Raw genomic sequence first — 25,261 nt, forward strand, 5'->3', positions numbered from 1 at the left:
CCCGTACGAAACGGGATGGCCGCCCTTCAGGACTTCAGAGCCAACTACTACTGGTTGTACGGACCGTAGTCGTAGTCCTCCAGCGGAACGGCCTGGCCGGAGCCCGTGCCGAACGGCGAGTAGTCGATGTCGTCGTAGCCGACGGCCGAGTACATCGCGGCCTTGGCCTCCTCGGTCGGCTCCACCCGGATGTTGCGGTAGCGGGACAGACCCGTACCGGCCGGGATGAGCTTACCGATGATGACGTTCTCCTTGAGGCCGATGAGGCTGTCGGACTTGGCGTTGATCGCCGCGTCCGTCAGGACTCGGGTCGTCTCCTGGAAGGAGGCGGCCGACAGCCAGGATTCCGTCGCCAGCGAGGCCTTGGTGATACCCATCAGCTGCGGACGACCGGAGGCCGGGTGACCGCCCTCCTGGACCACACGACGGTTCTCGGTCTCGAACTTCGAGCGCTCGACCAGCTCGCCGGGCAGCAGCTCGGCGTCGCCGGACTCGATGATCGTCACGCGGCGGAGCATCTGCCGAATGATGATCTCGATGTGCTTGTCGTGGATCGACACACCCTGCGAGTTGTACACCTTCTGGACCTCGCCGACCAGGTGGACCTGGACGGCACGCTGACCCAGGATGCGCAGCACGTCGTGCGGGTTGGTGGCACCCACGGTGAGCTTCTGGCCCACCTCGACGTGCTCGCCCTCGCTGACCAGAAGACGGGCGCGCTTCGAGATCGGGAACGCCGTCTCGTCGCTGCCGTCGTCCGGCGTGATGACGATCTTCTTGGTCTTCTCCGTCTCTTCGATGCGAACGCGACCGCTCGCCTCGGAGATCGGGGCGACACCCTTCGGGGTACGGGCCTCGAAGAGCTCGACGACACGCGGCAGACCCTGGGTGATGTCGTCACCGGCCACACCACCGGTGTGGAAGGTACGCATCGTCAGCTGGGTACCGGGCTCACCGATGGACTGGGCGGCGATGATGCCGACCGCCTCACCGATGTCGACCAGCTTGCCGGTGGCCAGGGAGCGGCCGTAGCACATCGCGCAGGTGCCGACGGCGGACTCACAGGTCAGGACCGAGCGGGTCTTGACCTCGGAGACACCGTGCTTGACCAGCTCGTCGATGAGGACGTCGCCGAGGTCGGTGTTGGCCGGGGCCAGCACCTTGCCGTCGACCGTGATGTCCTCGGCCAGCGCACGGGCGTACACGCTGGTCTCGACGTTGTCGGCCTTGCGCAGCACGCCGTCCGCGCCGACCTCGGCGATCGCGAGCTTGAGACCACGCTCGGTGCCGCAGTCCTCCTCGCGGATGATGACGTCCTGCGAGACGTCCACCAGACGACGGGTCAGGTAACCCGAGTCGGCGGTACGCAGGGCGGTGTCGGCCAGACCCTTACGGGCACCGTGCGTGGAGATGAAGTACTCCAGCACGGACAGGCCCTCACGGAAGGACGCCTTGATGGGACGCGGGATCGTCTCGTTCTTGGCGTTCGACACCAGACCACGCATACCGGCGATCTGCCGCATCTGCATCATGTTTCCTCGGGCACCCGAGTCAACCATCATGAAGATGGGGTTCGTCTTGGGGAAGTTCGCGTTCATCGCCTCGGCGACCTCGTTGGTCGCCTTGGTCCAGATCGCGATGAGCTCCTGAGTGCGCTCTTCCTTGGTGATCAGACCGCGCTCGTACTGCTTCTGGACCTTCTCGTCCTGCGCCTCGTAGCCCTTGACGATCTCCTTCTTCGCCTCGGGAACGACGACGTCGGAGATGGCCACGGTGACACCGGAACGGGTCGCCCAGAAGAAGCCGGCCGCCTTCAGGTTGTCGAGCGTCGCCGCCACGATGACCTTGGGGTAGCGCTCGGCCAGGTCGTTGACGATCTCGGAGAGCTGCTTCTTGCCCACCGAGTAGTCGACGAACGGGTAGTCCTCGGGCAGCAGCTCGTTGAAGAGCGCGCGGCCCAGCGTGGTGCGCAGCCGGAAGGTGTCACCGGACTGGTACTCCGGCTCGCCCTCCTCGACGGCCGGCGGCGTCCAGCCACGCGGCGGGATGGTGCCCACCGGGAAGCGGATGTCGACCTGCGACTGAAGCGCCAGCTCACCGGCGTCGAACGCCATGATCGCCTCGGCCGTGGAGCCGAACGAACGGCCCTCGCCCTTGGTGTCACGGAGCTCACCGTCGGTGGTGAGGAAGAACAGACCGAGGACCATGTCCTGGGTCGGCATCGTCACCGGACGGCCGTCGGCGGGCTTGAGGATGTTGTTCGAGGACAGCATCAGGATGCGGGCCTCGGCCTGCGCCTCCGCGGAGAGCGGCAGGTGGACGGCCATCTGGTCACCGTCGAAGTCCGCGTTGAACGCGGTGCAGACGAGCGGGTGGATCTGGATGGCCTTGCCCTCGACCAGCTGCGGCTCGAAGGCCTGGATGCCGAGGCGGTGCAGGGTGGGAGCACGGTTCAGCAGAACCGGGTGCTCGGCGATGACCTCTTCGAGGACGTCGTACACGACCGTACGGCCGCGCTCCACCATGCGCTTGGCGCTCTTGATGTTCTGCGCGTGGTTCAGGTCGACCAGGCGCTTCATCACGAACGGCTTGAAGAGCTCCAGCGCCATCGCCTTCGGCAGACCGCACTGGTGCAGCTTCAGCTGCGGACCGACGACGATCACGGAACGCGCGGAGTAGTCCACACGCTTGCCGAGCAGGTTCTGACGGAATCGACCCTGCTTGCCCTTCAGCATGTCGCTGAGGGACTTCAGCGGGCGGTTACCGGGACCGGTGACCGGGCGACCACGACGACCGTTGTCGAAGAGGGCGTCAACGGCCTCCTGAAGCATGCGCTTCTCGTTGTTGACGATGATCTCCGGAGCACCCAGGTCGAGCAGGCGCTTCAGACGGTTGTTGCGGTTGATCACACGGCGGTACAGGTCGTTCAGGTCGGAGGTCGCGAAGCGGCCACCGTCCAGCTGCACCATCGGGCGAAGGTCCGGCGGGATGACCGGGACGCAGTCGAGGACCATGCCCTTGGGGCTGTTGGAGGTCTGCAGGAACGCAGACACGACCTTCAGCCGCTTCAGCGCACGGGTCTTCTTCTGGCCCTTGCCGGTACGGATGATCTCGCGGAGCTTCTCGGCCTCCTCGTCGAGGTCGAAGGACTCCAGGCGCTTCTGCAGCGCCGCGGCACCCATCGAACCGTCGAAGTAGGTACCGAAGCGGTCCCGCAGCTCGCGGTAGAGCAGCTCGTCACCTTCGAGGTCCTGGACCTTGAGGTTCTTGAAGCGGGTCCACACCTCGTCGAGACGGTCGATCTCGCGCTGCGCACGGTCGCGCAGCTGCTTCATCTCACGCTCGGCACCCTCGCGCACCTTGCGGCGCACGTCGGCCTTGGCGCCCTCGGCCTCCAGCTCGGCCAGGTCGCTTTCCAGCTTCTTGGCGCGGGCCTCGAGGTCGGCGTCGCGACGGTTCTCGACCTGCTGACGCTCCACGGAGACGTGCGCCTCCAGGGAGGGCAGGTCGCGGGTGCGGCGCTCCTCGTCGACGTACGTGATCATGTACGCCGCGAAGTAGATGACCTTCTCCAGGTCCTTCGGGGCGAGGTCGAGCAGGTAGCCGAGGCGCGACGGAACGCCCTTGAAGTACCAGATGTGGGTGACGGGAGCGGCCAGCTCGATGTGGCCCATCCGCTCACGGCGCACCTTGGCGCGAGTGACCTCGACGCCACAGCGCTCACAGATGATGCCCTTGAAGCGGACGCGCTTGTACTTGCCGCAGTAGCACTCCCAGTCCCGGGTCGGACCGAAGATCTTCTCGCAGAAGAGTCCGTCCTTTTCGGGCTTGAGCGTGCGGTAGTTGATGGTCTCGGGCTTCTTGACCTCGCCGTGGCTCCACTGACGGATGTCGTCAGCGGTGGCCAGACCGATCCGGAGCTCGTCGAAGAAGTTGACGTCGAGCACTATGCGTCAATCCCTCTCAGGGTTGTAAGTCATGGGGTCTGATACGGGGGTCCTGGGGCCGGCAGGCCTTCCTTCACCTTTCCAAAGGCTTCAGAAGGCCCGCCGAACTCCCGTCAGACCTCTTCGACGCTGCTCGGCTCGCGCCGGGACAGGTCGATGCCAAGCTCCTCCGCAGCGCGGAAGACATCCTCGTCGGTGTCGCGCATCTCGATGGACATGCCGTCCGAGGACAGCACCTCCACGTTGAGGCACAGGGACTGCATCTCCTTGATGAGCACCTTGAAGGACTCAGGGATGCCGGGCTCGGGGATGTTCTCGCCCTTGACGATGGCCTCGTAGACCTTCACGCGGCCGGTGACGTCGTCGGACTTGATGGTCAGCAGCTCCTGGAGGGCGTACGCGGCGCCGTAAGCCTCCAGCGCCCACACCTCCATCTCACCGAAGCGCTGGCCACCGAACTGGGCCTTACCACCCAGCGGCTGCTGGGTGATCATCGAGTACGGACCGGTCGACCGGGCGTGCAGCTTGTCGTCGACCAGGTGGTGGAGCTTGAGGATGTACATGTACCCGATCGAGATCGGGTCCGGGAACGGCTCACCGGAGCGGCCGTCGAACAGCCTCGCCTTACCGGTCGGCTGCACCATGCGCTCGCCGTCGCGGTTCGGGATGGTGTGGTTCAGCAGACCCGCGAGCTCGTCCTCACGCGCACCGTCGAACACCGGGGTGGCGACGTTGGTGCCGGGGGCGACCTGGTCGGCGCCGATGTTCTGCAGGCGCTGCGCCCAGTCCTCGCCGAGACCGGAGACGTCCCAGCCGCGGCTGGCGAGCCAGCCGAGGTGGATCTCCAGGACCTGTCCCGGGTTCATTCGGGACGGGACACCCAGCGGGTTGAGGATGATGTCGACCGGAGTTCCGTCCTCGAGGAACGGCATGTCCTCGATCGGAAGGATCTTCGAGATAACACCCTTGTTGCCGTGGCGGCCGGCGAGCTTGTCACCGTCCGTGATCTTGCGCTTCTGCGCCACGTAGACACGAACCAGCTGGTTCACGCCCGGCGGCAGCTCGTCGCCCTCCTCACGGTCGAAGACGCGGACGCCGATGACCTTGCCGATCTCGCCGTGCGGCACCTTCAGGGAGGTGTCACGGACCTCGCGCGCCTTCTCACCGAAGATCGCGCGGAGCAGGCGCTCCTCGGGGGTCAGCTCGGTCTCACCCTTGGGCGTGACCTTGCCGACGAGGATGTCACCGGCGACGACCTCGGCACCGATCCGGATGATGCCGCGCTCGTCGAGGTCGGCGAGGACCTCCTCGGAGACGTTCGGGATGTCCCGGGTGATCTCCTCGGGGCCGAGCTTGGTGTCACGGGCGTCGACCTCGTGCTCCTCGATGTGGATCGAGGAGAGGACGTCGTCCTGCACGAGGCGCTGCGACAGGATGATCGCGTCCTCGTAGTTGTGACCCTCCCACGGCATGAACGCCACGAGCAGGTTCTTGCCCAGGGCCATCTCGCCGTTCTCGGTGGCCGGACCGTCGGCCAGGACCTGGCCCTCGATGATCCGGTCGCCCTCGTTGACGATGACCTTCTGGTTGACCGAGGTGCCCTGGTTGGAGCGGGCGAACTTGGCCAGGCGGTACGTGATGTACGTGCCGTCGTCGTTGGCGGTGGTGATGTAGTCCGCGGAGACCTCCTGGACCACACCCGCCTTCTCGGCCTTGACCACGTCACCGGCGTCGACGGCGGAGCGGTACTCCATGCCGGTGCCGACGAGCGGGGACTCGCTCTTGATCAGCGGCACGGCCTGGCGCATCATGTTCGCGCCCATGAGGGCACGGTTGGCGTCGTCGTGCTCCAGGAACGGGATCATGGCGGTCGCGACCGACACCATCTGGCGCGGCGAGACGTCCATGTAGTCCACGTCGTCACCGGGGACGTAGTCGACCTCGCCGCCACGACGGCGGACCAGGACGCGGTTCTCGGTGAAACGCATGTCGTCGTCGAGCGTGGCGTTGGCCTGCGCGATGACGAATCGGTCCTCTTCGTCGGCCGTCAGGTAGTCGACGTCGTCGGTGACGACACCGTCGACGACCTTGCGGTACGGCGTCTCCACGAAACCGAACGCGTTGACGCGGCCGTAGGAGGCGAGCGAACCGATCAGACCGATGTTCGGGCCTTCGGGCGTCTCGATCGGGCACATACGGCCGTAGTGAGACGGGTGCACGTCACGGACCTCGAAGCCGGCCCGCTCACGGGACAGACCACCAGGGCCCAGCGCCGAGAGACGACGCTTGTGCGTCAGACCCGACAGCGGGTTGTTCTGGTCCATGAACTGCGACAGCTGGCTGGTGCCGAAGAACTCCTTGATGGAGGCGACGACCGGCCGGATGTTGATCAGGGTCTGCGGCGTGATCGCCTCGACGTCCTGGGTCGTCATGCGCTCACGCACGACGCGCTCCATACGAGCCAGACCCGTACGGACCTGGTTCTGGATGAGCTCGCCGACGCTGCGCAGACGACGGTTGCCGAAGTGGTCGATGTCGTCGGTCTCGACGACGATGTTCACACCGCTGTCGCCGACCGTCTCGGTCTCGCCCGCGTGCAGCTTCACCAGGTACTTGATCGTCGAGATGATGTCCTCGACGGTCAGGATGCCGGCGTCGAGCGGGGCCTCCGCGCCCAGCTTCTTGTTGACCTTGTAGCGGCCGACCTTGGCGAGGTCGTAGCGCTTCGGGTTGAAGTAGAGGTTCTCGAGCAGCGTCTGCGCGGCCTCACGGGTCGGGGGCTCGCCCGGACGCAGCTTGCGGTAGATGTCGAGCAGCGCGTCGTCCTGGCCCTGGGTGTGGTCCTTCTCCAGGGTGGCGCGCATGGACTCGTACTCGCCGAACTCCTCGAGGATCTGCTCGGTCGTCCAACCGAGAGCCTTGAGCAGAACGGTCACGGACTGCTTGCGCTTGCGGTCGATGCGGACACCGACCATGTCGCGCTTGTCGATCTCCATCTCCAGCCAGGCACCCCGGGACGGGATGATCTTGGCGGAGAAGATGTCCTTGTCGGACGTCTTGTCGATGGAGGAGTCGAAGTAGACACCCGGCGAACGGACCAGCTGCGACACCACGACACGCTCGGTGCCGTTGATGACGAAGGTGCCCTTGTGGGTCATGAGCGGGAAGTCGCCCATGAAGACCGTCTGGGACTTGATCTCGCCGGTCTCGTTGTTGGTGAACTCGGCCGTCACGAAGAGCGGGGCCGCGTACGTGAAGTCGCGGTCCTTGCACTCGTCGATGCTGTTCTTCGGCGGCTCGAAACGGTGGTCGCGGAACGTCAGCGACATCGACCCGGAGAAGTCCTCGATCGGAGAGATCTCCTCGAAGATCTCCTCCAGACCGGACTTGGTGGGGACGTCCTGACCGGACTCCAGGGCCTCCTCGACCCGACTCTGCCAGGCGGTGTTCCCGAGCAGCCAGTCAAAGCTCTCGGTCTGCAGCGCGAGCAGGTTCGGAACCTCGAGAGGCTCCTTGATCTTTGCAAAAGAGATGCGCAGCGGGGCAGTGCTGGCGGCGTTGTTCGTATTCGCGGTCGAGGCGTTGCGCGAGGCGGCCAAGAGGGGGTCCTTCCGAGGGCTCGGACTCACTACGCGCGTACCGGTCCCTCTCCAGCGCACAAACACAGAGATCCCAGGTCGGAGATGCTCTAGTCGTCGATGCTGAGGCGAGGGCAGACCCCTGGTGACGGGCAGGGGACAGCTAACAGGCAGCGCAAAGGGTCAGTGTAGCCACTTGGCGCACTGATGTCCAGCCCCGCTTTTCTTTGACCCTCGTCACCCTCAACGCCTTCGGCATGCCTGCCCTCAACGCACGTTGATACTGCCCTCTTCGTCGCCGATCCATGCCTCGGATTCGGACCGTTCTGGCGACGCGTCCTGAGAATTGCGCGCGGCGTGCGGTTCGTCAAGGCCTGTCTCGCCCAAACCGGGTGCTGCGCTCGTCACTTGCGGCCTGCCCACCAGGCGTGCTCCAGGCGTGCACCAGGCAGACTCCAGGCACGACGAAGATCACCATACTCCCCGCCGTCCCGGGTGCAAGGCAGCCGCCGCCGGGCCCTCGGAAACGCCGAAGAGCGACCACCCGGATGGATGATCGCTCTTCGCTGCGTCAGCGTTACAGCCCTCTTACGAGGCCTGTGGCTCGCACGAGTCCATGACGGACCCGAGAGGTGTTACTTGACCTCGACGGAGGCGCCGGCGCCCTTGAGGGCCTCAGCGGCCTTCTCCGCGGCGTCCTTGGCGACCTTCTCGAGAACGGGCTTCGGGGCGCCGTCCACGAGGTCCTTGGCCTCCTTCAGACCCAGGGAGGTCAGCTCACGCACGACCTTGATGACCTGGATCTTCTTCTCGCCGGCGCCGGTGAGGACGACGTCGAACTCGTCCTTCTCCTCGACGGCCTCGGCGGCGCCACCGGCACCACCGGCGGGGGCGGCAACGGCGACGGCCGCGGCGGCGGTGACGTCGAACTTCTCCTCGAACGCCTTCACGAACTCGGAGAGCTGGATGAGGGTCATGCCCTCAAACTCGGCGAGCAGTTCGTCCTGGGTGAGAGCCATGATGGCTTCCTTCCAATTAATTCGGCTGGTGCCGGATGTACATGTCTGGCGGGCGTACGGTCGGCCCGCTACGACCACTTCCTGCGGCGGGGAGCCTCAGGCGGCGGTCATGATGCGAGCCGAGTTACTCGGCACCGCCCTGCTCGTCCTGCTTGGCACGGAGCGCGTCCACGGTGCGGACGAGCTTCGAGGGAAGCGCCTGGAAGAGCTGCGCAGTCTGCGTCTGCTTGCCCTTCATGGCGCCCGCCAGCTTGGCGAGCAGAACCTCGCGGGACTCGAGGTCCGCAAGCTTCTTGATCTCGTCGGCGGACAGCGCCTTGCCGTCAAGGACACCGCCCTTGATGACGAGGTTCGGGTTGTCCTTGGCGAAGTCACGAAGACCCTTCGCCGACGTCACCGGGTCACCGGAGATGAAGGCGACCGCCGTCGGACCGTTGAACAGGTCGTCAAGCGTGTCGATCCCGGCCTCGTTGGCCGCGATCTTGGTCAGCGTGTTCTTCACCACGGCGTACTGGGCGTCTTCACCGAGCGAACGACGCAGCGTCTTGAGCTGCGCCACGGTGAGACCCCGGTACTCGGTCAGCACAGCGGCGTTCGAGCTGCGGAACTGGTCCGCGAGCTCGGCTACCGCGGCAGCCTTGTCGGGCCTTGCCATAAGCGTGGCCTCCTTCCGGGTGATGAGGACCGCTCAGAAGGAGCTGCGAAAAACGAAACGCCCCGGCGCAGGCGCACGGGGCGTAGCTCAACCACACGGACGAATCCATACGGGAGCGACTTCCACAGTCACCTGCGCGGGTCGTCCGCGGTAATCAGCGGATCCTTCGGCCACCGCGCCCTCTCGCGAGCACACGGCAACGACCAGCGGTCTTTGGCTTCTGTAGGAGAGTACGTGACCGGATCGCCGTCAGGCAAATCCGGTCGTACGGTGCTCAGCCGCTCTGGGCTTCCTTCATCATCTCGGCGAGGTCGACGGTGTCCTTGGCGGGCGGCGCCGAGACCGTCACCGGCTTGTTGATGTCGAGGAAGGTGATGGTCAGGTCGAGCGGGCCCTTGTCGGCGTCGCCCTTCATGCGGAACTGCTTGGTGTGGTCGTCACCGTCGATCCACATGTCCATCGTGAGCTTGTCGACGCCCATCTTCTCGTACTGGTCGACGCTCTTCTCGCGCTTCTCGCGGGTCGCCTTGTCCTCGTCCTTGAAGGAGTCCCGGAGCGCGTCGAGGGTCAGGGTGCCCGAGTAGTGGGTGGTCTCCACCCCGTCGACCTTCTCGGAGCCGACCTTCTTCACGTCCTTGGCGCCGGTCATGAAGGTGGACTCGGCCGCCGGGTTCTGCTCGGCCTGTCCGGCGCCCGCGGCTCCCCCGCCGAGCTGCTCGTCGCTCAGCGCGGACATGTCGAACTTCATCCAGGTCTTGCCGTCCATCTCCTTGGCCAGCTCGGGGTTGCCCCCGATGTACATGACCTTGTCGACGAGCCGGATCTCCGCGGAGCCGTCCTTGCCCTGGTCCAGCGCCGTCATCTTCATGCTCATGGCGATGCTGGGCTTGATCCGCATCGAGGCCTCGGCCTTGATGCGCCCCTGCTCCGGGTACTCACCTGTCATCCGGTACCGCAGGGAGGAGATGTCGTCCGAGTTCTTCGCCGCCTTGGCCACCGCGGCGGCCGGCGTCATCCCCGGCGACTCCTCGGACTCCCCCTTGGAGCAGCTCACCGCGCCGGCGGCGAGGGCCACGGCGGCCAGCCCGACGCCGACCGTCCTACAGCGCGCGGAACGTCGTACGGAAAAACCCATTGATTCCCCCCAAGGAACGCAAGGACCACGACCACACGGAACACATGGTCGATTCACAGCAGGAGGGCGAGCCTAACCGATGGGGTGTAAGCGCTCTCCTGAATTCCGTGTGGCTCAGGAGGTGGTGCCGGCGACGGTGCCGCCCTGCTTCTCCAGGAGCTTCTTGAAGTCCTCGGTGTCGCTCGCGGGGGGCTCCTCGGCGGAGACCTTCACTCCGTAGTCGCTGTAGTAGGCGGTCTGGGTCAGCTCTCCGGTGGCCATACGGCCCTTCTCGACCTTCTTGACCAGGAGGTCCTGGTCGTTGACCCAGATGTCGACGGTCTCCGTGGTCACCCCGGCCTGTTCGAGCTGCTTCTTGAGGTCGGCGAGCTGGCTCGCGGTGAGGCTGGAGTTCTTGCCGGCGAGGTCGGCGACGTCGACGGTGCCGGAGTAGTGCGTGGCGTTCTCGCCGCGGACCTTCTCCTCGCCGACCTTCTTCACGTCCCCGGAGGCCAGCAGGAGCTTCACCGACTGGTTGGGCGTGGTGTTCTGCATCTGGTCCTTGAGGTACGCGCCGGAGCCGCCCGCGAGATCCGCGAGGTCGTCGTAGTCGTACCTGATCCAGTGCTTGCCGCCGGCCTGTGCGGCGAACTTCTCGCCCATCTTCGCGTAGTAGGCGTCGGGGAGGTACCGGGCCTCCATCGAGGTGGTGCCCAGCTGGCGCATGCTGTCGGCGAGGGTGCCGCCGGTGTACTCGATGGTGACGGTGCCGGTGATGCCGTCCGCCCAGCCGAGGGCGCCGTCGGCGGTCATGGACATCATCGAGCCCATGACGGTCGTGGACTCGACCCTGGCGGAGTCGGCGGCGTCGGTGGACTTCTCCGCGGAACGCAGCGCGGCCATCGGGCTGACCCTGGTCGTGCCCTTGCCGCTCCCCGAGGTCCGGTCGTCCTTGTCGGAGCCCCCCGAATCCCCCGACGAACAGGCCGCCAGGCCCGTCAGAGCGGTCGTCGTGGCGATCGCGAGAGCCATCCGGCGTACGGTCGTGCTCTTCATTCGTCCCACCCCTGTGTGATTCCTGTCCCGCACGTTAGCGCGAGCCACTGACACATGTACCCGGGAAAAGGGACGGGCCCCGCACCTCGAAAGGTTGCGGGGCCCGTGACCTGACTTCGGTGAGCCTCAGGCTCAGACCGCGGCCGGGTCCTCCTCGACGAGGAGGTTGCGGGTGCGGTTCGGGTCGAGCGGAATGCCGGGGCCGATCGTGGTGCTGATCGCGGCCTTCTTGATGTAGCGACCCTTGGCGGCGGACGGCTTCAGACGGAGGATCTCCTCCAGCGCCGCGCCGTAGTTCTCCACCAGCTTGGTGTCGTCGAACGACGTCTTGCCGATGATGAAGTGCAGGTTCGAGTGCTTGTCGACGCGGAACTCGATCTTGCCGCCCTTGATGTCGTTGACAGCCTTGGCGACGTCCGGGGTCACGGTGCCGGTCTTGGGGTTCGGCATGAGACCACGGGGGCCGAGGACTCGGCCGAGACGGCCGACCTTGCCCATGAGGTCCGGGGTGGCGACGACGGCGTCGAAGTCCAGACGGCCCTTCGACACCTCGTCGATGAGCTCGTCGGAGCCGACGATGTCGGCGCCCGCGGCGAGTGCGGCCTCGGCACGGTCACCGGTCGCGAAGACCAGGACCCGGGCGGTCTTACCGGTGCCGTGCGGAAGGTTCACGGTGCCACGGACCATCTGGTCGGCCTTGCGCGGGTCGACACCCAGACGGAAGGCGACCTCGACGGTGCCGTCGAACTTGGAGGTGGAGGTCTCCTTGGCGAGACGGACGGCCTCGAGCGGGGCGTAGAGCTTTTCCCGGTCGACCTTGGCGTCCGCAGCGCGGAGAGACTTGCTGCGCTTGCTCACTACTTCTCCTGGAGATTCTTAGGAGTCGTGGTTAGGGCCGAGCAGGCCCTGCCACTACTGCTGGTTACGGGTGGGGCTCAGCCCTCGACGACGACGCCCATGGAACGCGCGGTACCGGCGATGATCTTCGCGGCGGCGTCCAGGTCGTTGGCGTTGAGGTCGGGGAGCTTGGTCGTGGCGATCTCGCGGACCTGCGCCTCGGTGATCTTGGCGACCTTGGTCTTGTGCGGCTCGCCCGAGCCCTTCTCGATGCCCGCGGCCTTCAGGATCATCTTCGCGGCCGGCGGCGTCTTGGTGATGAAGGTGAAGGAACGGTCCTCGTAGACCGTGATCTCCACCGGGATCACCCAGCCACGCTGCGACTCGGTCGCGGCGTTGTAGGCCTTGCAGAACTCCATGATGTTGACGCCGTGCTGACCCAGCGCGGGGCCGACCGGCGGAGCCGGGTTGGCCGCACCGGCCTGGATCTGGAGCTTGATAAGCCCCGTGACCTTCTTCTTCTTGGGAGGCATGCTCTCTCCGGGTCCTTACTGAGAGTTGGTTACCACCTGCGTCATTCGGATGAATCATCAGGCAGATGGCATACCGCACCACGATAGCCGCTCTGCCCTCAGTACATGAAATCGGCAGCTCAGGCCGGGGACGGCGACGACCACGGAGCGAAGGGCGGACGGCCCTTCCGTACGGAGACCAAGGAGCCGATGCCGAGGATCAGCAGGATGCCGGTCGGCAGGCCGAGCCCGGCGGTCATGGCACCGACGTAGCCGAATCCGTCCTCCTCCGCCGCCACGGTCGGGTCGGAGGCCAGATACCGGATGACGATCGGCTCGCCGTCCCGCGAGACCTTGTTGTCCCGGGTTCCGGTGAGGGCCGGCAGGTCCGCCTCCACCCGCTTGCCGCCGACCTCGAACTCGACCCAGCAGCGATGGGCCCAGCAGTTGCTCTGACCGTCGGAGTGGAAGATGCCGACCGCGCGCTCACCGTCCTGCACCTCGGCGACCCGCTGCCACTGCGTGATGCCCACATAGAGCGGCGGAATCGCGAAGAGCGCCGCGAACAGCAGAAGCAGCAAAGGCGCCCGGAAACGGCGAAGACGCCCCGGCCCGGTGTTCACCGGGGAGGCGCCCTCACTGTTGGCTGTGTCGGCCAAGAACGTCAGCCCTTCCGGGGTCAGTTCTTCTGGATCTGGTCGAAGGACAGCTCGACCGGGGTCTCGCGGCCGAAGATCTCGACGAGGCCCTTGACCTTCTTCGAGTCGGCGTTGATCTCGTTGATCGTGGCCTGAAGCGTGGCGAAGGGGCCGTCGGTGACGGTGACCGAGTCGCCGACCTCGAAGTCCAGGACCTGGACCTCGACCTTGCGCTGCGGAGCGGGCTTGCCCTCGGCCTCGGCGGCCTCGCGGGCTGCCTTCTCCTCGGCCTCCGGAGCGAGCATCTTGACGATCTCGTCCAGGGTCAGCGGGTACGGGTCGTAGGCGTTGCCCACGAAGCCGGTGACGCCGGGCGTGTTGCGGACGACACCCCAGGACTCGTTCGTCAGGTCCATGCGCACCAGGACGTAACCGGGGAGCTTGTTCTGACGGATCGTCTTGCGGTCGCCGTTCTTGATCTGGACGACCTCTTCCTGCGGCACCTCGGCCTGGAAGATGTAGTCCTCGACGTTCAGCGAGACGGCGCGCTGCTCGAGGTTGGTCTTCACGCGGTTCTCGTAACCGGCGTAGGTGTGGATGACGTACCACTCGCCGGGGAGGGTGCGCAGTTCCTCGCGCAGGGCGACGACGGGGTCGACCGGCTCGGCCGGCTCTTCCTCGACTGCCTCTTCCTCGTCCTCGACGTCCTCGACATCGCCGCCGGACTCGTCCTCGGCGTCCTCGTCGGATTCGTCCTCGACGTGGAGGGCGGCTTCCTCGGCGGGGTCGCCCGCCTCTTCATCGGCAGCCTCGACCTCGTCCAGGTCCTCGTCCGCGCCCTCGACGATGTCGAGCTCGTCTTCCACGGACTCGTCCGGCTCGATGGCGTCGTTCAGGTTCTGGTCAGACACGGTGGCTGCTTCTTCCTGGATACATAGGGGTGGAACATGCGAAAGGGGCGCCGGTAACCACGGCGCCCTATCGCTCTTTGATCAGCCGAAGACGTACTCGGCGGCGTGGTTGAGTCCATAGTCAATCACGGTGACCAGGCCGATCATGACGATCACGAAGACGATCACCACGGTCGTGTACGTCGTCAGCTGACTGCGCGTAGGCCAGACGACCTTGCGAAGTTCTGCGACGATCTGTCGGTAGAAGATACCGAGGCGCTTCAGCGGGCCCTTCTTGGCGCGCTTGCCACCCTTGCGGGCCTTCTTCTTCGACTCTGGCGCCTCGTCCTGGGCATCAGGCGTATCGATGGAGCCCACGGCGTCCGCCATTCGTCCTCACCTGTTCCCGGGTCGTGGCCGTGCCGCGCCCGGTCTGAGCCGCACGGCGGTGCATTGCTGTACGTACATGCGCACACATCCTGGCGAAGGAGTGTGTAGCAGGGCCGGAGGGACTTGAACCCCCAACCGCCGGTTTTGGAGACCGGTGCTCTACCAATTGAGCTACGACCCTTTGTGGTTCCCCCCAAACGTACCGCATCCGCCCGAGTGCTCGGTGTGCACCGGATGAGTGCGGCCGCTGTGAGGCCAACGAGGTGAGAGTGTACGTGTTCCGGAGCCCTCCGTCGAACAGAAAGGGCCTGCCGGGGCCGCTCTGGCCGAAGATCGTCCCGGCGACCGCCCGACGGCGGGTGAAGATCACCCAGGCCACCGTGCCAATAGCCCTGCCGATCCGGACAGTTGTTCAGCGGTTGTTCAGTCTGTGAAACCCGCGTGCCGGGGGCGTTTCCGGTCTGAAACGATGGGCCCATGAGCGCTGCAACCCCTCCCACCGAGCGCCGGGTCTCCGCCCGAGTCGGCGCGATCTCCGAGTCCGCCACCCTCGCCGTGGATGCCAAGGCCAAGGCCCTGAAGGCCGCCGGGCGCCCGGTGATCGGCTTCGGCGCCGGTGAGCCCGACTTCCCGACCCCGGACTACATCGTCGAGGCCGCCATCGAGGCGTGCAAGAACCCGAAGTACCACCGCTACACGCCGGCCGGCGGTCTGCCCGAGCTGAAGGCCGCGATCGCCGCGAAGACGCTGCGCGACTCCGGCTACGAGGTCGACGCGAGCCAGGTCCTCGTCACCAACGGCGGCAAGCAGGCCATCTACGAGGCCTTCGCCGCGATCCTCGACCCGGGCGACGAGGTCATCGTCCCGGCCCCGTACTGGACGACGTACCCGGAGTCGATCCGCCTCGCCGGCGGTGTCCCGGTCGACGTCGTCGCGGACGAGACGACCGGTTACCGCGTCTCCGTGGAGCAGCTGGAAGCGGCGCGCACGGAGAACACGAAGGTCCTCCTCTTCGTCTCCCCGTCCAACCCGACCGGCGCCGTCTACACCCGCGCGCAGATCGAGGAGATCGGCCGCTGGGCCGCCGAGAAGGGCCTGTGGGTCCTGACCGACGAGATCTACGAGCACCTGGTCTACGGCGACGCCGAGTTCCACTCCCTCCCGGTGGTCGTGCCCGAGCTCGCCGACAAGACCATCGTGGTCAACGGTGTGGCGAAGACGTACGCCATGACCGGCTGGCGCGTGGGCTGGGTCATCGGCCCGAAGGACGTGGTCAAGGCCGCGACGAACCTCCAGTCGCACGCCACGTCCAACGTCTCCAACGTGGCCCAGGTGGCCGCCCTCGCCGCCGTCTCCGGCGACCTGTCGGCCGTCGACGAGATGAAGGAGGCGTTCGACCGTCGCCGCAAGACGATCGTGCGCATGCTCAACGAGATCGACGGTGTGCTCTGCCCCGAGCCCGAGGGCGCCTTCTACGCCTACCCGTCGGTGAAGGCCCTGATCGGCAAGGAGATCCGCGGCAAGCGCCCGCAGAACTCGGTCGAGCTGGCCGCGCTGATCCTGGAGGAGGCCGAGGTCGCGGTCGTCCCGGGTGAGGCCTTCGGTACGCCGGGCTATCTGCGCCTGTCGTACGCGCTGGGCGACGAGGACCTGGTCGAGGGTGTCTCGCGGATCCAGAAGCTGCTGGCGGAGGCCAGGGACTGACGTTCCGGTCCGCGCAGAGGGGCTCGCCTTTCCCGAGGCGGGCCCCTTCCTTTGTGCGAGCAAGACCACGTTCGGGGAAAGCGCTACCGGGACGGCGGGGGCGTACGGCAGGATCAGCGAATGGAGCGTGTACGTGATGTCTCTGAGCTGCCGAAAGCCCATCTGCACCTGCACTTCACCGGGTCCATGCGGCCCGGGACGGTTCTGGAACTGGCCGACAAGTACGGCGTACGGCTGCCCGACGCGCTGACGGAGGCGCTGACCAGCGGGGAGCCGCCACGGCTGCGGGCCACGGACGAGCGGGGCTGGTTCCGGTTCCAGCGGCTCTACGACGCGGCGCGTTCGTGCCTGAGGCGCCCCGAGGACATCCAGCGGCTGGTGCGGGAGGCGGCGGAGGAGGACGTCCGGGACGGCTCGGGGTGGCTGGAGATCCAGGTCGACCCGACGTCGTACGCCCCGCGTCTGGGCGGGCTGATCCCGGCGCTGGAGATCATCCTCGACGCGGTGGAGACCACCTCGCGGGAGACCGGTCTCGGGATGCGGGTGCTGGTGGCCGCGAACCGGATGAAGCACCCGCTGGACGCGCGGACGCTGGCCCGCCTCGCGGTGCGGTACGCGGACCGGGGCGTCGTCGGCTTCGGACTCTCCAACGACGAACGGCGGGGCATGGCGCGGGACTTCGACCGCGCCTTCGCCATCGCCCGCGACGGCGGGCTGCTGTCGGCGCCGCACGGTGGGGAGCTGACCGGGCCGTCGTCGGTGCGGGACTGTCTGGACGACCTGGACGCGCACCGGATCGGGCACGGGGTGCGGGCCGCGGAGGACCCCCGGCTGCTGAAGCGGCTGGCCGACCGGGGCGTGACCTGCGAGGTCTGTCCGGCCTCGAACGTGGCGCTCGGGGTGTACGAGAAGCCGGAGGACGTGCCGCTGCGGACGTTGTTCGAGGCGGGCGTGCCGATGGCGCTCGGCGCCGACGACCCGCTGCTGTTCGGCTCACGGCTGGCGGCGCAGTACGAGATCGCGCGCCGGCATCACGGGTTCACGGACGCGGAGTTGGCGGAACTCGCCCGGCAGTCCGTGCGGGCTTCGGCGGCGCCGGAGGACGTCAAGGCGCGGCTGCTGGCCGGGATCGACGAGTGGCTCGTTCGCCCGGCCGCTTGAAGTGGGCGTAGGGCGGATACGGCTTGAAGCAGATGTCTATCTCCAGGGGGTGCCCGCCGGTGCCGGGCGGTTCGGCGAGCGTGAAGGCCGTCATGAACGCCATGCTCCCCCTGGCGGCGTGCTTCTCGTGCGGACCCCAGCCGGCCGCGTAGGCGAACTCGGTGGCCATCTCGGCGAAGAGGTCCCTGGTGCCGAACAGGAAGAACGTCCGCGCGTGGGTGGCGTGCCGGAAGTCGTCCGGGGCGTTCGTGTGTGAGCGGCGAGCGCGCCAGGACTCCGTGTCCCGCGCGGTACGGGCCTCGTCGGTGCGTACGGTCAGCGGGGTGCCGTGGGTGAGTCTGCGGCGCAGGTCGGGCCACTGGCTCGCGCGCAGGCCCACGCCGTGGTGGGCCAGGACGAGGTCGACCCGCTCTCCCCACCCCTCGTCGGGTGGGACCCCGTCGCGGAGCGGGACGTGGACGATCGTGTGGCGCGAGTAGGCGGCGAAGGAGAACAGGCCGGCGAGCCGGTTCAGCCCGTCGTGATCACCGAGGAGCAGGCCGATCGGGTCGGGGGCGCTCAGTGAGGTGTGGCGCAGGGCTGTGCGGGGGCGGACGACGCGGCGCTGGTGCGGGCCGATGCGGGGCGTGTACTCGGTGAGTCTCAGGCGCATCGCTCAAGCGTTCCGGGCGGGTCCTGGGCCCGGCAACCGAGATTCCGCGTGCCTACAGGGTCACGCCGACGGTCACCGGTTCGTTGACGAGGGTGACGCCGAAGGTGCGGTGGACGCCTGCGACGACCTCTCGGGCGAGGGCCAGGAGATCCTCCGTGGTCGCCTCGCCGCGGTTGGTGAGGGCGAGGGTGTGCTTCGTGGAGATGCGGGCGGGGCCGGTGCCGTAGCCCTTGGTGAAGCCGGCCTTGTCGATGAGCCACGCGGCGGAGGTCTTGGTGTGGCCCGCGCCGGCGGGGTAGGCGGGGGGTTCGGCGTCGGGGCCGAGGTGCTGCTTCACGCGCGCGTGGAAGGCGCTGAAGTCGGCGTCCGTGAGGATCGGGTTGGTGAAGAAGGAGCCGGCCGACCAGGTGTCGTGGTCGTCGGGGTCGAGGACCATGCCCTTGCCGGAGCGCAGCTTCAGTACGGTCGCGCGGGCGTCGGCGAGCGGCACCCGGTCGCCGGGTGCTACGCCGAGGGCGCGGGCGGTCTCGGCGTACTTGAGCGGTGCGGAGAGGCCGCCGGCGTCCTCGAGCTCGAAGCGGACGCGGAGGACGACGTACCGGTCGGGGTCGGCCTTGAAGCGGCTGTGGCGGTACGAGAAGGCGCACTCCGCGTTGGTGAGGGTGACGGTGTCGCGGGCGACGCGGTCGTAGGCGATCACGTGGGTGATCGTGGCGGAGACTTCCTGGCCGTAGGCGCCGACGTTCTGGATGGGGGTGGCGCCTGCGGAGCCGGGGATGCCGGCGAGGCACTCGACCCCGGCGAGCCCGGCCTCCACGGTGCGGGCGACGGCGTCGGTCCACACTTCACCGGCGGCGAGCTCCAGATGGGTGCCGTCGAGTTCGACGCCCTTGGTGGCGATGAGCAGGGCGGTCCCGTCGAACCCCTTGTCACCGATCACGAGGTTCGATCCGCCACCGATGAGCAGGAGGGGCGTGCCCGTGTCATCGGCCTCACGAACGGCTTCGACCACCTCGGCGTCGGTACTCGCGACGACCAGCCGACTGGCCGGACCGCCAAGACGGAAGGTGGTGAGCGGGGCGAGGGGGGCGTCATGTCGTTCCTGCACGCGTCAAGGGTACGTGGCGGTCCGGGACGCACGGCCGGTGGCGGGCCGGGGCCGCCCCGGGGGTGCGGGGCGGGCGGGTGCGGTGAGGGTCCGGGCCGCCTCGGGGGTGCGGGGCGGGCGGGTGCGGTGCGGGTCCGGGCCGCGCCAGGGAGCCGGTGGCGGGCGGGTGCATTTGCGGGTCGGGGCCGCCCCGGGGGCGCGGGGCGGGCGGGTGCGGTGCGGGTCCGGGCCGCGCCAGGGAGCCGGTGGCGGGCGGGTGCATTGCGGGTCGGGGCCGCCCGGGGGGTGCGGGGCGGGCGGGTGCGGTGGGGGTCGGGGCCGCGCCGGGGGGTGTCCGTCCTCGGAACGGCGCGGAATCGGTCATCTATAAAGGGGCGCCCGTGTTGACGCGCCAACCGCCGCGGGCGGACACCCCCCGACACGACCCCTTGCCGCCGTTGCGCACCGCGGGCGCGTCAGGGTCGTGCCGTTAAGGGGCGCGGGGAACTGCGCGACCAGCCACGACGCTGCCGCAGGCGCCCGACTTGCCGCTGCGGCAGTCTCATGGGCGCACGCGGGGTCGAAGGGGCGGCAGCCCCTGGGGATGGGACGGGTAGGGGCGGCGGGGGCGAGAAATCGTCCCAGCAGAAACGGCCCCACCCCAAGGGGCAGGGCCGTTCACAGAGGTTTCAGGCCGCGATCGTCTCCCGCACCGGTGCCGCCCCGGCCGTCGCCGAATCCTCCTCGACAACACGCCCCCGCGGAATCACCAGCGCCGCAACCCCGGCGAGAGCGACCACCGCAGCCCCCGTGACCAGCGCCGGCCGCAACCCGTCGACGAACGTCTGTCCGGTCTCGTATCCCCCCTGCGCCGAGAAGATCGACCCCATGATCGCGATGCCGAGCGCACCCCCCACCTCACGCAGCGCGTTGTTCGCCCCGGAAGCGATCCCCTGCTCCGAACGCCGCACACTCGACATGACCAGGTTGGAGGCAGGAGCGAAGAACAGTGCCATGCCGATACCGCTCATGATCAGACCGGGCAGCTGGACGGCGTAGGACGCGTCGACGGTGATGACCGAGGCGAGGTAGCCGAGACCCGCTGCCTGGAAGAAGAGGCCGGTCGCCACTACCGGGCGTCCGCCGATCCGGTCGGAGAGGATGCCCGCGATCGGCGCGACCAGCATCGGCATCCCCGTCCACGGCAGCATCCGCAGCCCCGCCTCGGTCGGCGAGTACCCGAGCACCCCCTGCATGTACTGGCTGAGCAGGAAGATCGAACCGAACATGCCGAGGAACATCAGCAGGCTGGCCGCGTTGATGCCGGCGAAGGCCCGGGAGCGGAACAGCCGCATCGGAAGCATGGGGTTCTTGGCGCGGGTGCCGTACAGCACGAACCCGGCGAGGAGGGCGGCTCCGGCGAAGAGGGCGATGAGGACCACGCCGTCCGTCCAGCCGTCCGCGGGGCCGCGGACCAGGCCGTAAACGATCCCGAAGAGCCCGCCGCTGGCGAGGAGCGTGCCGGGGATGTCGAGCGGGGCGCCGGTGCCGTAGGACTCGGCGAGGCGCAGACGGGCGAGCGGCAGCAGCGCGACGCCGAGCGGGACGTTCAGCCAGAAGATCCACTGCCAGGAGATGTGCTCGGTCAGGCTGCCGCCGATCAGCGGCCCGGAAGCCACCGCCAGCCCGTTGACGGCACCCCAGATGCCGTACGCCATCCCGCGCTTGGCCGCGGGAACGGCCGCCGTGAGGAGCGTGAGCGTCAGCGGCATCATGATCGCCGCGCCGACGCCCTGGACCGCACGGGCCGCGATCAGACTGTCGATGCCGGGGGCCAGGGCCGCCGCGGCGGACGCCCCCGTGAAAACCGTCAGGCCCGCGAGGAAGAGCCGGCGACGGCCGAAGCGGTCACCGAGGGCCGCGCCGAACATGAGGAGGACGGCGAAGGTGAGGGTGTAGGCGCTCACCGTCCATTCCAGGTCGTGCAGCCCGCCACCGAGATCCTCGCGGATGGACGGCAGGGCGGTGGTGACGACGAGGTTGTCGAGGGCCGCCATGAATCCGGCGACGCTGGTGATGACGAGGGCCCAGACGGCTCCCCCGCGTGGCGCGTTCGGTACGGCTTGCTGTGACATCGCTCCCCCAGAGCTTGGTAGATAGTTATTGATCACTAACTTTTGCGCTCACAAAAAGACGCCGGAGACGCCCGTCTCGACCCGCTTCACTTCTCCAGCCGGCCCTTCAGCCGCGCCGACGGATACATGCCCTCCCACACCCGGTGTTCGGGCGGAAACCCCATCGCGACCAGGCAGTTGATGAGCATCCCGTACGCCAGGAAGACCGTCGTCTCGCCGACGTCGGCTCCCAGGGGCAGATGGACCGTGTCCCACAGCCGCATCCAGCCCTCACGCACCGCCGCCCCGAACTCGTGGTCGCCCTCCTCCTCGGCCGCGCCCACGGCGAGGTACATCTGCATCTGCATCCGCAGCCGCTCCGGATGCTCCGCGATGACCCTGGTGTACGCGTTCGCCATGGCATGCAGGGCCTCTTCGCCGTGCAGGCCTTCGGCAGCCTCCTCGAAGGTGCGGATCGTGTCCTCCACACACCGCTCCGAGACCGCCAGAAAGATCGCCTTCTTGCCCGGGAAGAGCCGGAAGAGATACGGCTGCGAGACCCCGACCCGCTTGGCGATCGCCTCGGTCGAGGTGCCGTGGTAACCGCCGCGGGCGAATTCGATCGTCGCCGCGCGGATCACGCTCTCGCGCCTCTCCTCTGCGCTCATCCTGGCCATGCCAGTAAGTTAGTACTCAATCACTAACTAAGTCAAGAGGCCCCGCGCCCCACCCGCGCGGACAACGAGTAAGGGGCGCCCCGCAAGGGCGGGCGCCCCTTACTTCACCTGCGCTTCAGGCCAGCCGTACGACCGCTCGCGACATCCCCAGCACCTTCTGCCCGGCGCTGGTCGCGGTCAGGTCCACGCGGACCGTGTTGTCGTCGAGCTTGGCCGCGACCTTGCCGCTGACCTCGATGACGGCGCCCTGGTCGTCGTTGGGGACGACGACGGGCTTGGTGAAGCGGACGCCGTACTCGGCGACGGCACCCGGGTCGCCGACCCAGTCCGTCACCACGCGGATCGCCTCGGCCATGGTGAACATGCCGTGCGCGATGACGTCCGGCAGCCCGACCTCCTTGGCGAACCTCTCGTTCCAGTGGATCGGGTTGAAGTCCCCCGACGCGCCCGCGTACTGGACGAGCGTGGCCCGGGTCACGGGGAAGGTCCGGGCCGGCAGTTCGGTGCCGACCTCGACGTCGTCGTATGCGATCTTCGCCGTCATGTTCTTCCTCACGCCTCCTCTGCCGCGCGGGCGACCAGCTTGGTCAGGGCGGTCACGACGTGCTCGCCGGCCTCGTCATGGACCTCGCCGCGGATGTCCACGATGTCGTTGCCCGCGAGGGACTTGATCGCCTCGATGGTCGAGGTGACCGTGAGGCGGTCACCGGCGCGGACGGGGCGGCTGTAGGCGAACTTCTGGTCGCCGTGCACGACACGGCTGTAGTCCAGGCCCAGTTGCGGGTCGGCGACGACCTGGCCCGCGGCCTTGAAGGTGATCGCGAAGACGAAGGTCGGCGGCGCGATCACGTCAGGGTGCCCGAGCGCCTTGGCCGCGTCCGGGTCGGTGTACGCCGGGTTGCTGTCCCCCACGGCCTCCGCGAACTCACGGATCTTCTCCCGGCCCACCTCATAGGGCTCGGTGGGCGGGTAGGTCCGCCCCACGAAGGACTGGTCGAGCGCCATGGGCTCGGCACCTCCTGCTGATCGCCGGTACTTGGCTGGTACTGGCCGGTAGTGGCCTGAGAACGACGCGAGGCCGCCCCCCTGACTACTGGGGGCGGCCTCGCGTACGAGCCTGATTTATCGCGTCTCGCGGTGCGCGGTGTGCGCGTTGCAACGCGGGCAGTGCTTCTTCATCTCCATGCGATCCGGGTTGTTACGCCGGTTCTTCTTGGTGATGTAGTTCCGCTCCTTGCACTCCACGCAGGCCAGCGTGATCTTCGGGCGGACGTCGGTGGCAGCCACAGGAGTGCTCCTTGACGAACGGATAGGACTGATTTAACGCAAAGAAGAGTAGCCGATCGAAGGACCGACCCCACAATCGGCTACTGTCAGTAGCGGTGACCGGACTTGAACCGGTGACACAGCGATTATGAGCCGCTTGCTCTACCGACTGAGCTACACCGCTTTGATGGGATCAGGTCCCGTCTCGCGACGGGAACCTCACCCACCAGAGCCCCAATACGGAATCGAACCGTAGACCTTCTCCTTACCATGGAGACGCTCTACCGACTGAGCTATTGGGGCGAGCGATGAAGACATTACACGGTCCGCAGCCGTTCACCCAAATCCGTTTCGAGGCCCCGTCCGAGACCGCTCCGACGCCGTCCCCACCAGCCTCCGAGACCCCTCCCGTACGGCGGACCACACCGGTACGACTATTGCGCTCCTCCGCGCCGTGAGCGGATCACCGCCCTAGGCTCGACTCACTCTGCGTGATCTTGCGTCCCCGCTGTACGCAGCCCCGTGAGCCCCTGGAGCGCGATGCCCGACAGCCAGCCGCAGCCGCCCCCCTCGTCGTCCTCGTCCGGCGCCTCCGACCCGACCTCACTGCTGTTGTGCGGGGCCCGGCTGACCGACGGCCGGACCGTGGACGTACGGCTCGGCGGCGGGCGCATCGAGGCGGTCGGCACGGCGGGCAGCCTGGCGGCGGACGGCACACGCGCGTGCGGGGCGCGCGTGGACCTCGGCGGCTATCTGCTCCTCCCGGCCCCGGTCGAGCCGCACGCCCACGGCGACACCGCGCTCTCCGACGACACCGACGGACCGGTCTCGTACGACCCCCAGGACGTCCAGCGCCGGGCGACCGAGGCCGCGCTGCTGCAACTCGGGCACGGGGCCACCGCGTTGCGCGCCCACGTGCGCGTGGGCGACGTACAGGGGCTGGGCGCCCTGGCCGCCGTACTCCAGGCCCGGCGCTCGCTGCGCGGGCTCACCGAGCTGACCACGGTGGCGATGCCACGGCTGCTGACCGGTGCGGCCGGGGCCGAGGGGCTCGCGATACTGCGGGACGCGGTGAAGATGGGCGCCTCGGTGGTCGGCGGCTGCCCCGACCTCGACCCGGATCCGACCGGCTATGTCCAGGCGGTCCTCGACGTGGCCTCCGAACACGGCTGCCCCGTCGACCTCCACACCGACGCCTCCGATCCCGCCCGCCTGTCCCGCCTCGCCGCCATGGCCGGCGGGCTGCGCCCCGGTGTCACCCTCAGCCCCTGCGGCAGCCTCGGCCGGCTGCCCTCCGACGTCGCCTCCCGCACCGCCGACCAGATCGCCGCGGCCGGCCTGACGGTCGTATGCCTGCCGCAGGGCGGCTGCGGGGGCGTGGAGCGGCGCGGCACGGTTCCCGTACGGCTGCTGCGCGCCGCCGGCGTGCGGGTGGCCGCCGGCAGCGGCGCGCTGCGGGACGTGTCCAACCCGGTGGGGCGTGGTGACCCGCTGGAGGCCGCCTACCTCCTGGCCTCCCGGTACGGCCTGCGACCGGAGGACGCGTACGACGCCGTCAGCACGTCCGCGCGGGCCGTCCTGGGGCTGCCCGAGGTGCGCGTGGAGGCGGGTTTCCCGGCCGAACTGCTCGCGGTGCGCGGGGAACGGCTGGCGGGGGCTCTGTCGCTCGCGTACAGCCGCATCGTCGTGCACCGGGGGCGTGTGGTGGCGCGGACCAGCGCGGTACGGGAGTTCTGCGACTCGGCGGCGGCTGTGGAGCTGGGGTTGCCTCGGCAGGGGCGGGGGGACGTGTCGTAGGCGGGCTCAACTCGCCGGGGCGGGGCTCTAGTCGTACGGCGGGAGGGCACGTCGTACGGCGGGAGGGCACGGAAGGGGCTCTGCGTGCCGCGTCGTTCCGTGAGGTCCGCGTGGCCGGTGCGGCGGGTGCGGTCCGTACGGCGGATGACGTCGTACGGGCGTACGGT

The 25,261-nt window shown here is 68.0% G+C and carries 21 protein-coding genes and 3 tRNA genes; 3 read left to right on the forward strand and 21 right to left on the reverse strand.

Annotated features, from left to right (window positions below; all coding sequences use genetic code 11):
• Positions 1–47: 47 nt before the first annotated feature.
• The 12 genes from ACIHIX_RS04270 to ACIHIX_RS04325 all read right to left on the reverse strand — a co-directional run bounded on the left by ACIHIX_RS04270 (position 48) and on the right by ACIHIX_RS04325 (position 14,817).
• The gene (locus ACIHIX_RS04270) at positions 48–3,947 is read right to left on the reverse strand and encodes a DNA-directed RNA polymerase subunit beta' (RefSeq protein WP_399949467.1); all 3,900 of its coding nucleotides are present in this window, start codon (positions 3,945–3,947) and stop codon (positions 48–50) included.
• A gap of 113 nt (positions 3,948–4,060) precedes the next feature.
• Entirely contained in the window at positions 4,061–7,546 is a 3,486-nt protein-coding gene (rpoB, locus tag ACIHIX_RS04275) for a DNA-directed RNA polymerase subunit beta (protein ID WP_399949469.1), read from the reverse strand.
• A 614-nt stretch (positions 7,547–8,160) separates the two neighbouring features.
• The gene (gene rplL / locus ACIHIX_RS04280) at positions 8,161–8,547 is read right to left on the reverse strand and encodes a 50S ribosomal protein L7/L12 (RefSeq protein ID WP_329344162.1); all 387 of its coding nucleotides are present in this window, start codon (positions 8,545–8,547) and stop codon (positions 8,161–8,163) included.
• 121 nt (positions 8,548–8,668) lie between these two features.
• The gene (gene rplJ, locus ACIHIX_RS04285) at positions 8,669–9,199 is read right to left on the reverse strand and encodes a 50S ribosomal protein L10 (protein WP_329335843.1); all 531 of its coding nucleotides are present in this window, start codon (positions 9,197–9,199) and stop codon (positions 8,669–8,671) included.
• 274 nt (positions 9,200–9,473) lie between these two features.
• On the reverse strand, positions 9,474–10,334 hold the full coding sequence (locus ACIHIX_RS04290; protein WP_399949471.1) for a DUF1396 domain-containing protein: 861 nt from the start codon (positions 10,332–10,334) through the stop codon (positions 9,474–9,476).
• 114 nt (positions 10,335–10,448) lie between these two features.
• A complete protein-coding gene (locus ACIHIX_RS04295) occupies positions 10,449–11,369 on the reverse strand; it encodes a hypothetical protein (protein ID WP_399949473.1) in 921 nt (306 codons plus the stop codon).
• A gap of 132 nt (positions 11,370–11,501) precedes the next feature.
• Positions 11,502–12,227 (reverse strand): 50S ribosomal protein L1, encoded by a 726-nt coding sequence (rplA, locus tag ACIHIX_RS04300; protein WP_399949475.1) that lies wholly within the window; start codon positions 12,225–12,227, stop codon positions 11,502–11,504.
• Positions 12,228–12,304: 77 nt separating this feature from the next.
• A complete protein-coding gene (gene rplK, locus ACIHIX_RS04305) occupies positions 12,305–12,739 on the reverse strand; it encodes a 50S ribosomal protein L11 (protein WP_079312374.1) in 435 nt (144 codons plus the stop codon).
• 119 nt (positions 12,740–12,858) lie between these two features.
• The gene (locus ACIHIX_RS04310; RefSeq protein ID WP_399949477.1) at positions 12,859–13,377 is read right to left on the reverse strand and encodes a hypothetical protein; all 519 of its coding nucleotides are present in this window, start codon (positions 13,375–13,377) and stop codon (positions 12,859–12,861) included.
• A 20-nt stretch (positions 13,378–13,397) separates the two neighbouring features.
• The gene (nusG, locus tag ACIHIX_RS04315; protein WP_399949479.1) at positions 13,398–14,267 is read right to left on the reverse strand and encodes a transcription termination/antitermination protein NusG; all 870 of its coding nucleotides are present in this window, start codon (positions 14,265–14,267) and stop codon (positions 13,398–13,400) included.
• Between the two features lie 81 nt (positions 14,268–14,348).
• Positions 14,349–14,636 carry a preprotein translocase subunit SecE gene (gene secE, locus ACIHIX_RS04320; RefSeq protein ID WP_399949481.1) on the reverse strand — a complete coding sequence of 96 codons (288 nt, stop codon included), beginning with the start codon at positions 14,634–14,636 and terminating at the stop codon, positions 14,349–14,351.
• 108 nt (positions 14,637–14,744) lie between these two features.
• Positions 14,745–14,817 (reverse strand) — tRNA-Trp (locus tag ACIHIX_RS04325).
• A gap of 296 nt (positions 14,818–15,113) precedes the next feature.
• Here ACIHIX_RS04325 and ACIHIX_RS04330 point away from each other — a divergent pair.
• The gene (locus ACIHIX_RS04330; RefSeq protein WP_399949483.1) at positions 15,114–16,340 is read left to right on the forward strand and encodes a pyridoxal phosphate-dependent aminotransferase; all 1,227 of its coding nucleotides are present in this window, start codon (positions 15,114–15,116) and stop codon (positions 16,338–16,340) included.
• Between the two features lie 120 nt (positions 16,341–16,460).
• Positions 16,461–17,501: an adenosine deaminase gene (locus ACIHIX_RS04335; protein ID WP_399949485.1), complete on the forward strand. Its 1,041-nt coding sequence runs from the start codon at positions 16,461–16,463 to the stop codon at positions 17,499–17,501.
• Here ACIHIX_RS04335 and ACIHIX_RS04340 read toward each other — a convergent pair.
• The 9 genes from ACIHIX_RS04340 to ACIHIX_RS04380 all read right to left on the reverse strand — a co-directional run bounded on the left by ACIHIX_RS04340 (position 17,446) and on the right by ACIHIX_RS04380 (position 23,600).
• Complete coding sequence (locus tag ACIHIX_RS04340; protein ID WP_399949487.1) at positions 17,446–18,153, reverse strand: hypothetical protein; 708 nt, start codon at positions 18,151–18,153, stop codon at positions 17,446–17,448. The two genes, ACIHIX_RS04335 and ACIHIX_RS04340, sit on opposite strands and share 56 nt — an antisense overlap.
• 52 nt (positions 18,154–18,205) lie before the next feature.
• The gene (locus ACIHIX_RS04345; protein ID WP_399949489.1) at positions 18,206–19,261 is read right to left on the reverse strand and encodes a UDP-N-acetylmuramate dehydrogenase; all 1,056 of its coding nucleotides are present in this window, start codon (positions 19,259–19,261) and stop codon (positions 18,206–18,208) included.
• A gap of 668 nt (positions 19,262–19,929) precedes the next feature.
• Entirely contained in the window at positions 19,930–21,375 is a 1,446-nt protein-coding gene (locus ACIHIX_RS04350; RefSeq protein ID WP_399949491.1) for an MFS transporter, read from the reverse strand.
• 86 nt (positions 21,376–21,461) lie between these two features.
• On the reverse strand, positions 21,462–22,031 hold the full coding sequence (locus tag ACIHIX_RS04355; RefSeq protein WP_399949493.1) for a TetR/AcrR family transcriptional regulator: 570 nt from the start codon (positions 22,029–22,031) through the stop codon (positions 21,462–21,464).
• A 115-nt stretch (positions 22,032–22,146) separates the two neighbouring features.
• Positions 22,147–22,575 carry a MaoC family dehydratase gene (locus ACIHIX_RS04360; protein ID WP_399949495.1) on the reverse strand — a complete coding sequence of 143 codons (429 nt, stop codon included), beginning with the start codon at positions 22,573–22,575 and terminating at the stop codon, positions 22,147–22,149.
• Positions 22,576–22,583: 8 nt separating this feature from the next.
• Positions 22,584–23,036, reverse strand: coding sequence for a MaoC family dehydratase N-terminal domain-containing protein (locus tag ACIHIX_RS04365; protein WP_329335866.1), 453 nt, complete (start codon positions 23,034–23,036; stop codon positions 22,584–22,586).
• A gap of 117 nt (positions 23,037–23,153) precedes the next feature.
• A complete protein-coding gene (rpmG, locus tag ACIHIX_RS04370; RefSeq protein WP_018834916.1) occupies positions 23,154–23,318 on the reverse strand; it encodes a 50S ribosomal protein L33 in 165 nt (54 codons plus the stop codon).
• Between the two features lie 90 nt (positions 23,319–23,408).
• Positions 23,409–23,481 (reverse strand) — tRNA-Met (locus ACIHIX_RS04375).
• Positions 23,482–23,527: 46 nt separating this feature from the next.
• Positions 23,528–23,600 (reverse strand) — tRNA-Thr (locus ACIHIX_RS04380).
• Between the two features lie 237 nt (positions 23,601–23,837).
• On the opposite strand from ACIHIX_RS04380, the gene ACIHIX_RS04385 reads away from it, so the two are divergent.
• Positions 23,838–25,094 (forward strand): amidohydrolase family protein, encoded by a 1,257-nt coding sequence (locus ACIHIX_RS04385; RefSeq protein WP_399949497.1) that lies wholly within the window; start codon positions 23,838–23,840, stop codon positions 25,092–25,094.
• The last annotated feature ends 167 nt before the right edge of the window (positions 25,095–25,261 follow it).

This window comes from Streptomyces sp. NPDC051913 (genome assembly GCF_044593635.1).
Lineage (GTDB): Bacteria > Actinomycetota > Actinomycetes > Streptomycetales > Streptomycetaceae > Streptomyces.

Bases quoted from the DNA above. Each gene is read 5' to 3' on its own strand.
- rplJ (WP_329335843.1), bottom strand. From the start codon at position 9,199: ATGGCAAGGCCCGACAAGGCTGCCGCGGTAGCCGAGCTCGCGGACCAG.
- ACIHIX_RS04290 (WP_399949471.1), bottom strand. From the start codon at position 10,334: ATGGGTTTTTCCGTACGACGTTCCGCGCGCTGTAGGACGGTCGGCGTC.
- ACIHIX_RS04295 (WP_399949473.1), bottom strand. From the start codon at position 11,369: ATGAAGAGCACGACCGTACGCCGGATGGCTCTCGCGATCGCCACGACG.
- rplK (WP_079312374.1), bottom strand. From the start codon at position 12,739: ATGCCTCCCAAGAAGAAGAAGGTCACGGGGCTTATCAAGCTCCAGATC.
- secE (WP_399949481.1), bottom strand. From the start codon at position 14,636: ATGGCGGACGCCGTGGGCTCCATCGATACGCCTGATGCCCAGGACGAG.
- ACIHIX_RS04330 (WP_399949483.1), top strand. From the start codon at position 15,114: ATGAGCGCTGCAACCCCTCCCACCGAGCGCCGGGTCTCCGCCCGAGTC.
- ACIHIX_RS04335 (WP_399949485.1), top strand. From the start codon at position 16,461: ATGGAGCGTGTACGTGATGTCTCTGAGCTGCCGAAAGCCCATCTGCAC.
- ACIHIX_RS04340 (WP_399949487.1), bottom strand. From the start codon at position 18,153: ATGCGCCTGAGACTCACCGAGTACACGCCCCGCATCGGCCCGCACCAG.
- ACIHIX_RS04350 (WP_399949491.1), bottom strand. From the start codon at position 21,375: ATGTCACAGCAAGCCGTACCGAACGCGCCACGCGGGGGAGCCGTCTGG.
- ACIHIX_RS04355 (WP_399949493.1), bottom strand. From the start codon at position 22,031: ATGGCCAGGATGAGCGCAGAGGAGAGGCGCGAGAGCGTGATCCGCGCG.
- ACIHIX_RS04360 (WP_399949495.1), bottom strand. From the start codon at position 22,575: ATGACGGCGAAGATCGCATACGACGACGTCGAGGTCGGCACCGAACTG.
- ACIHIX_RS04365 (WP_329335866.1), bottom strand. From the start codon at position 23,036: ATGGCGCTCGACCAGTCCTTCGTGGGGCGGACCTACCCGCCCACCGAG.
- ACIHIX_RS04385 (WP_399949497.1), top strand. From the start codon at position 23,838: ATGCCCGACAGCCAGCCGCAGCCGCCCCCCTCGTCGTCCTCGTCCGGC.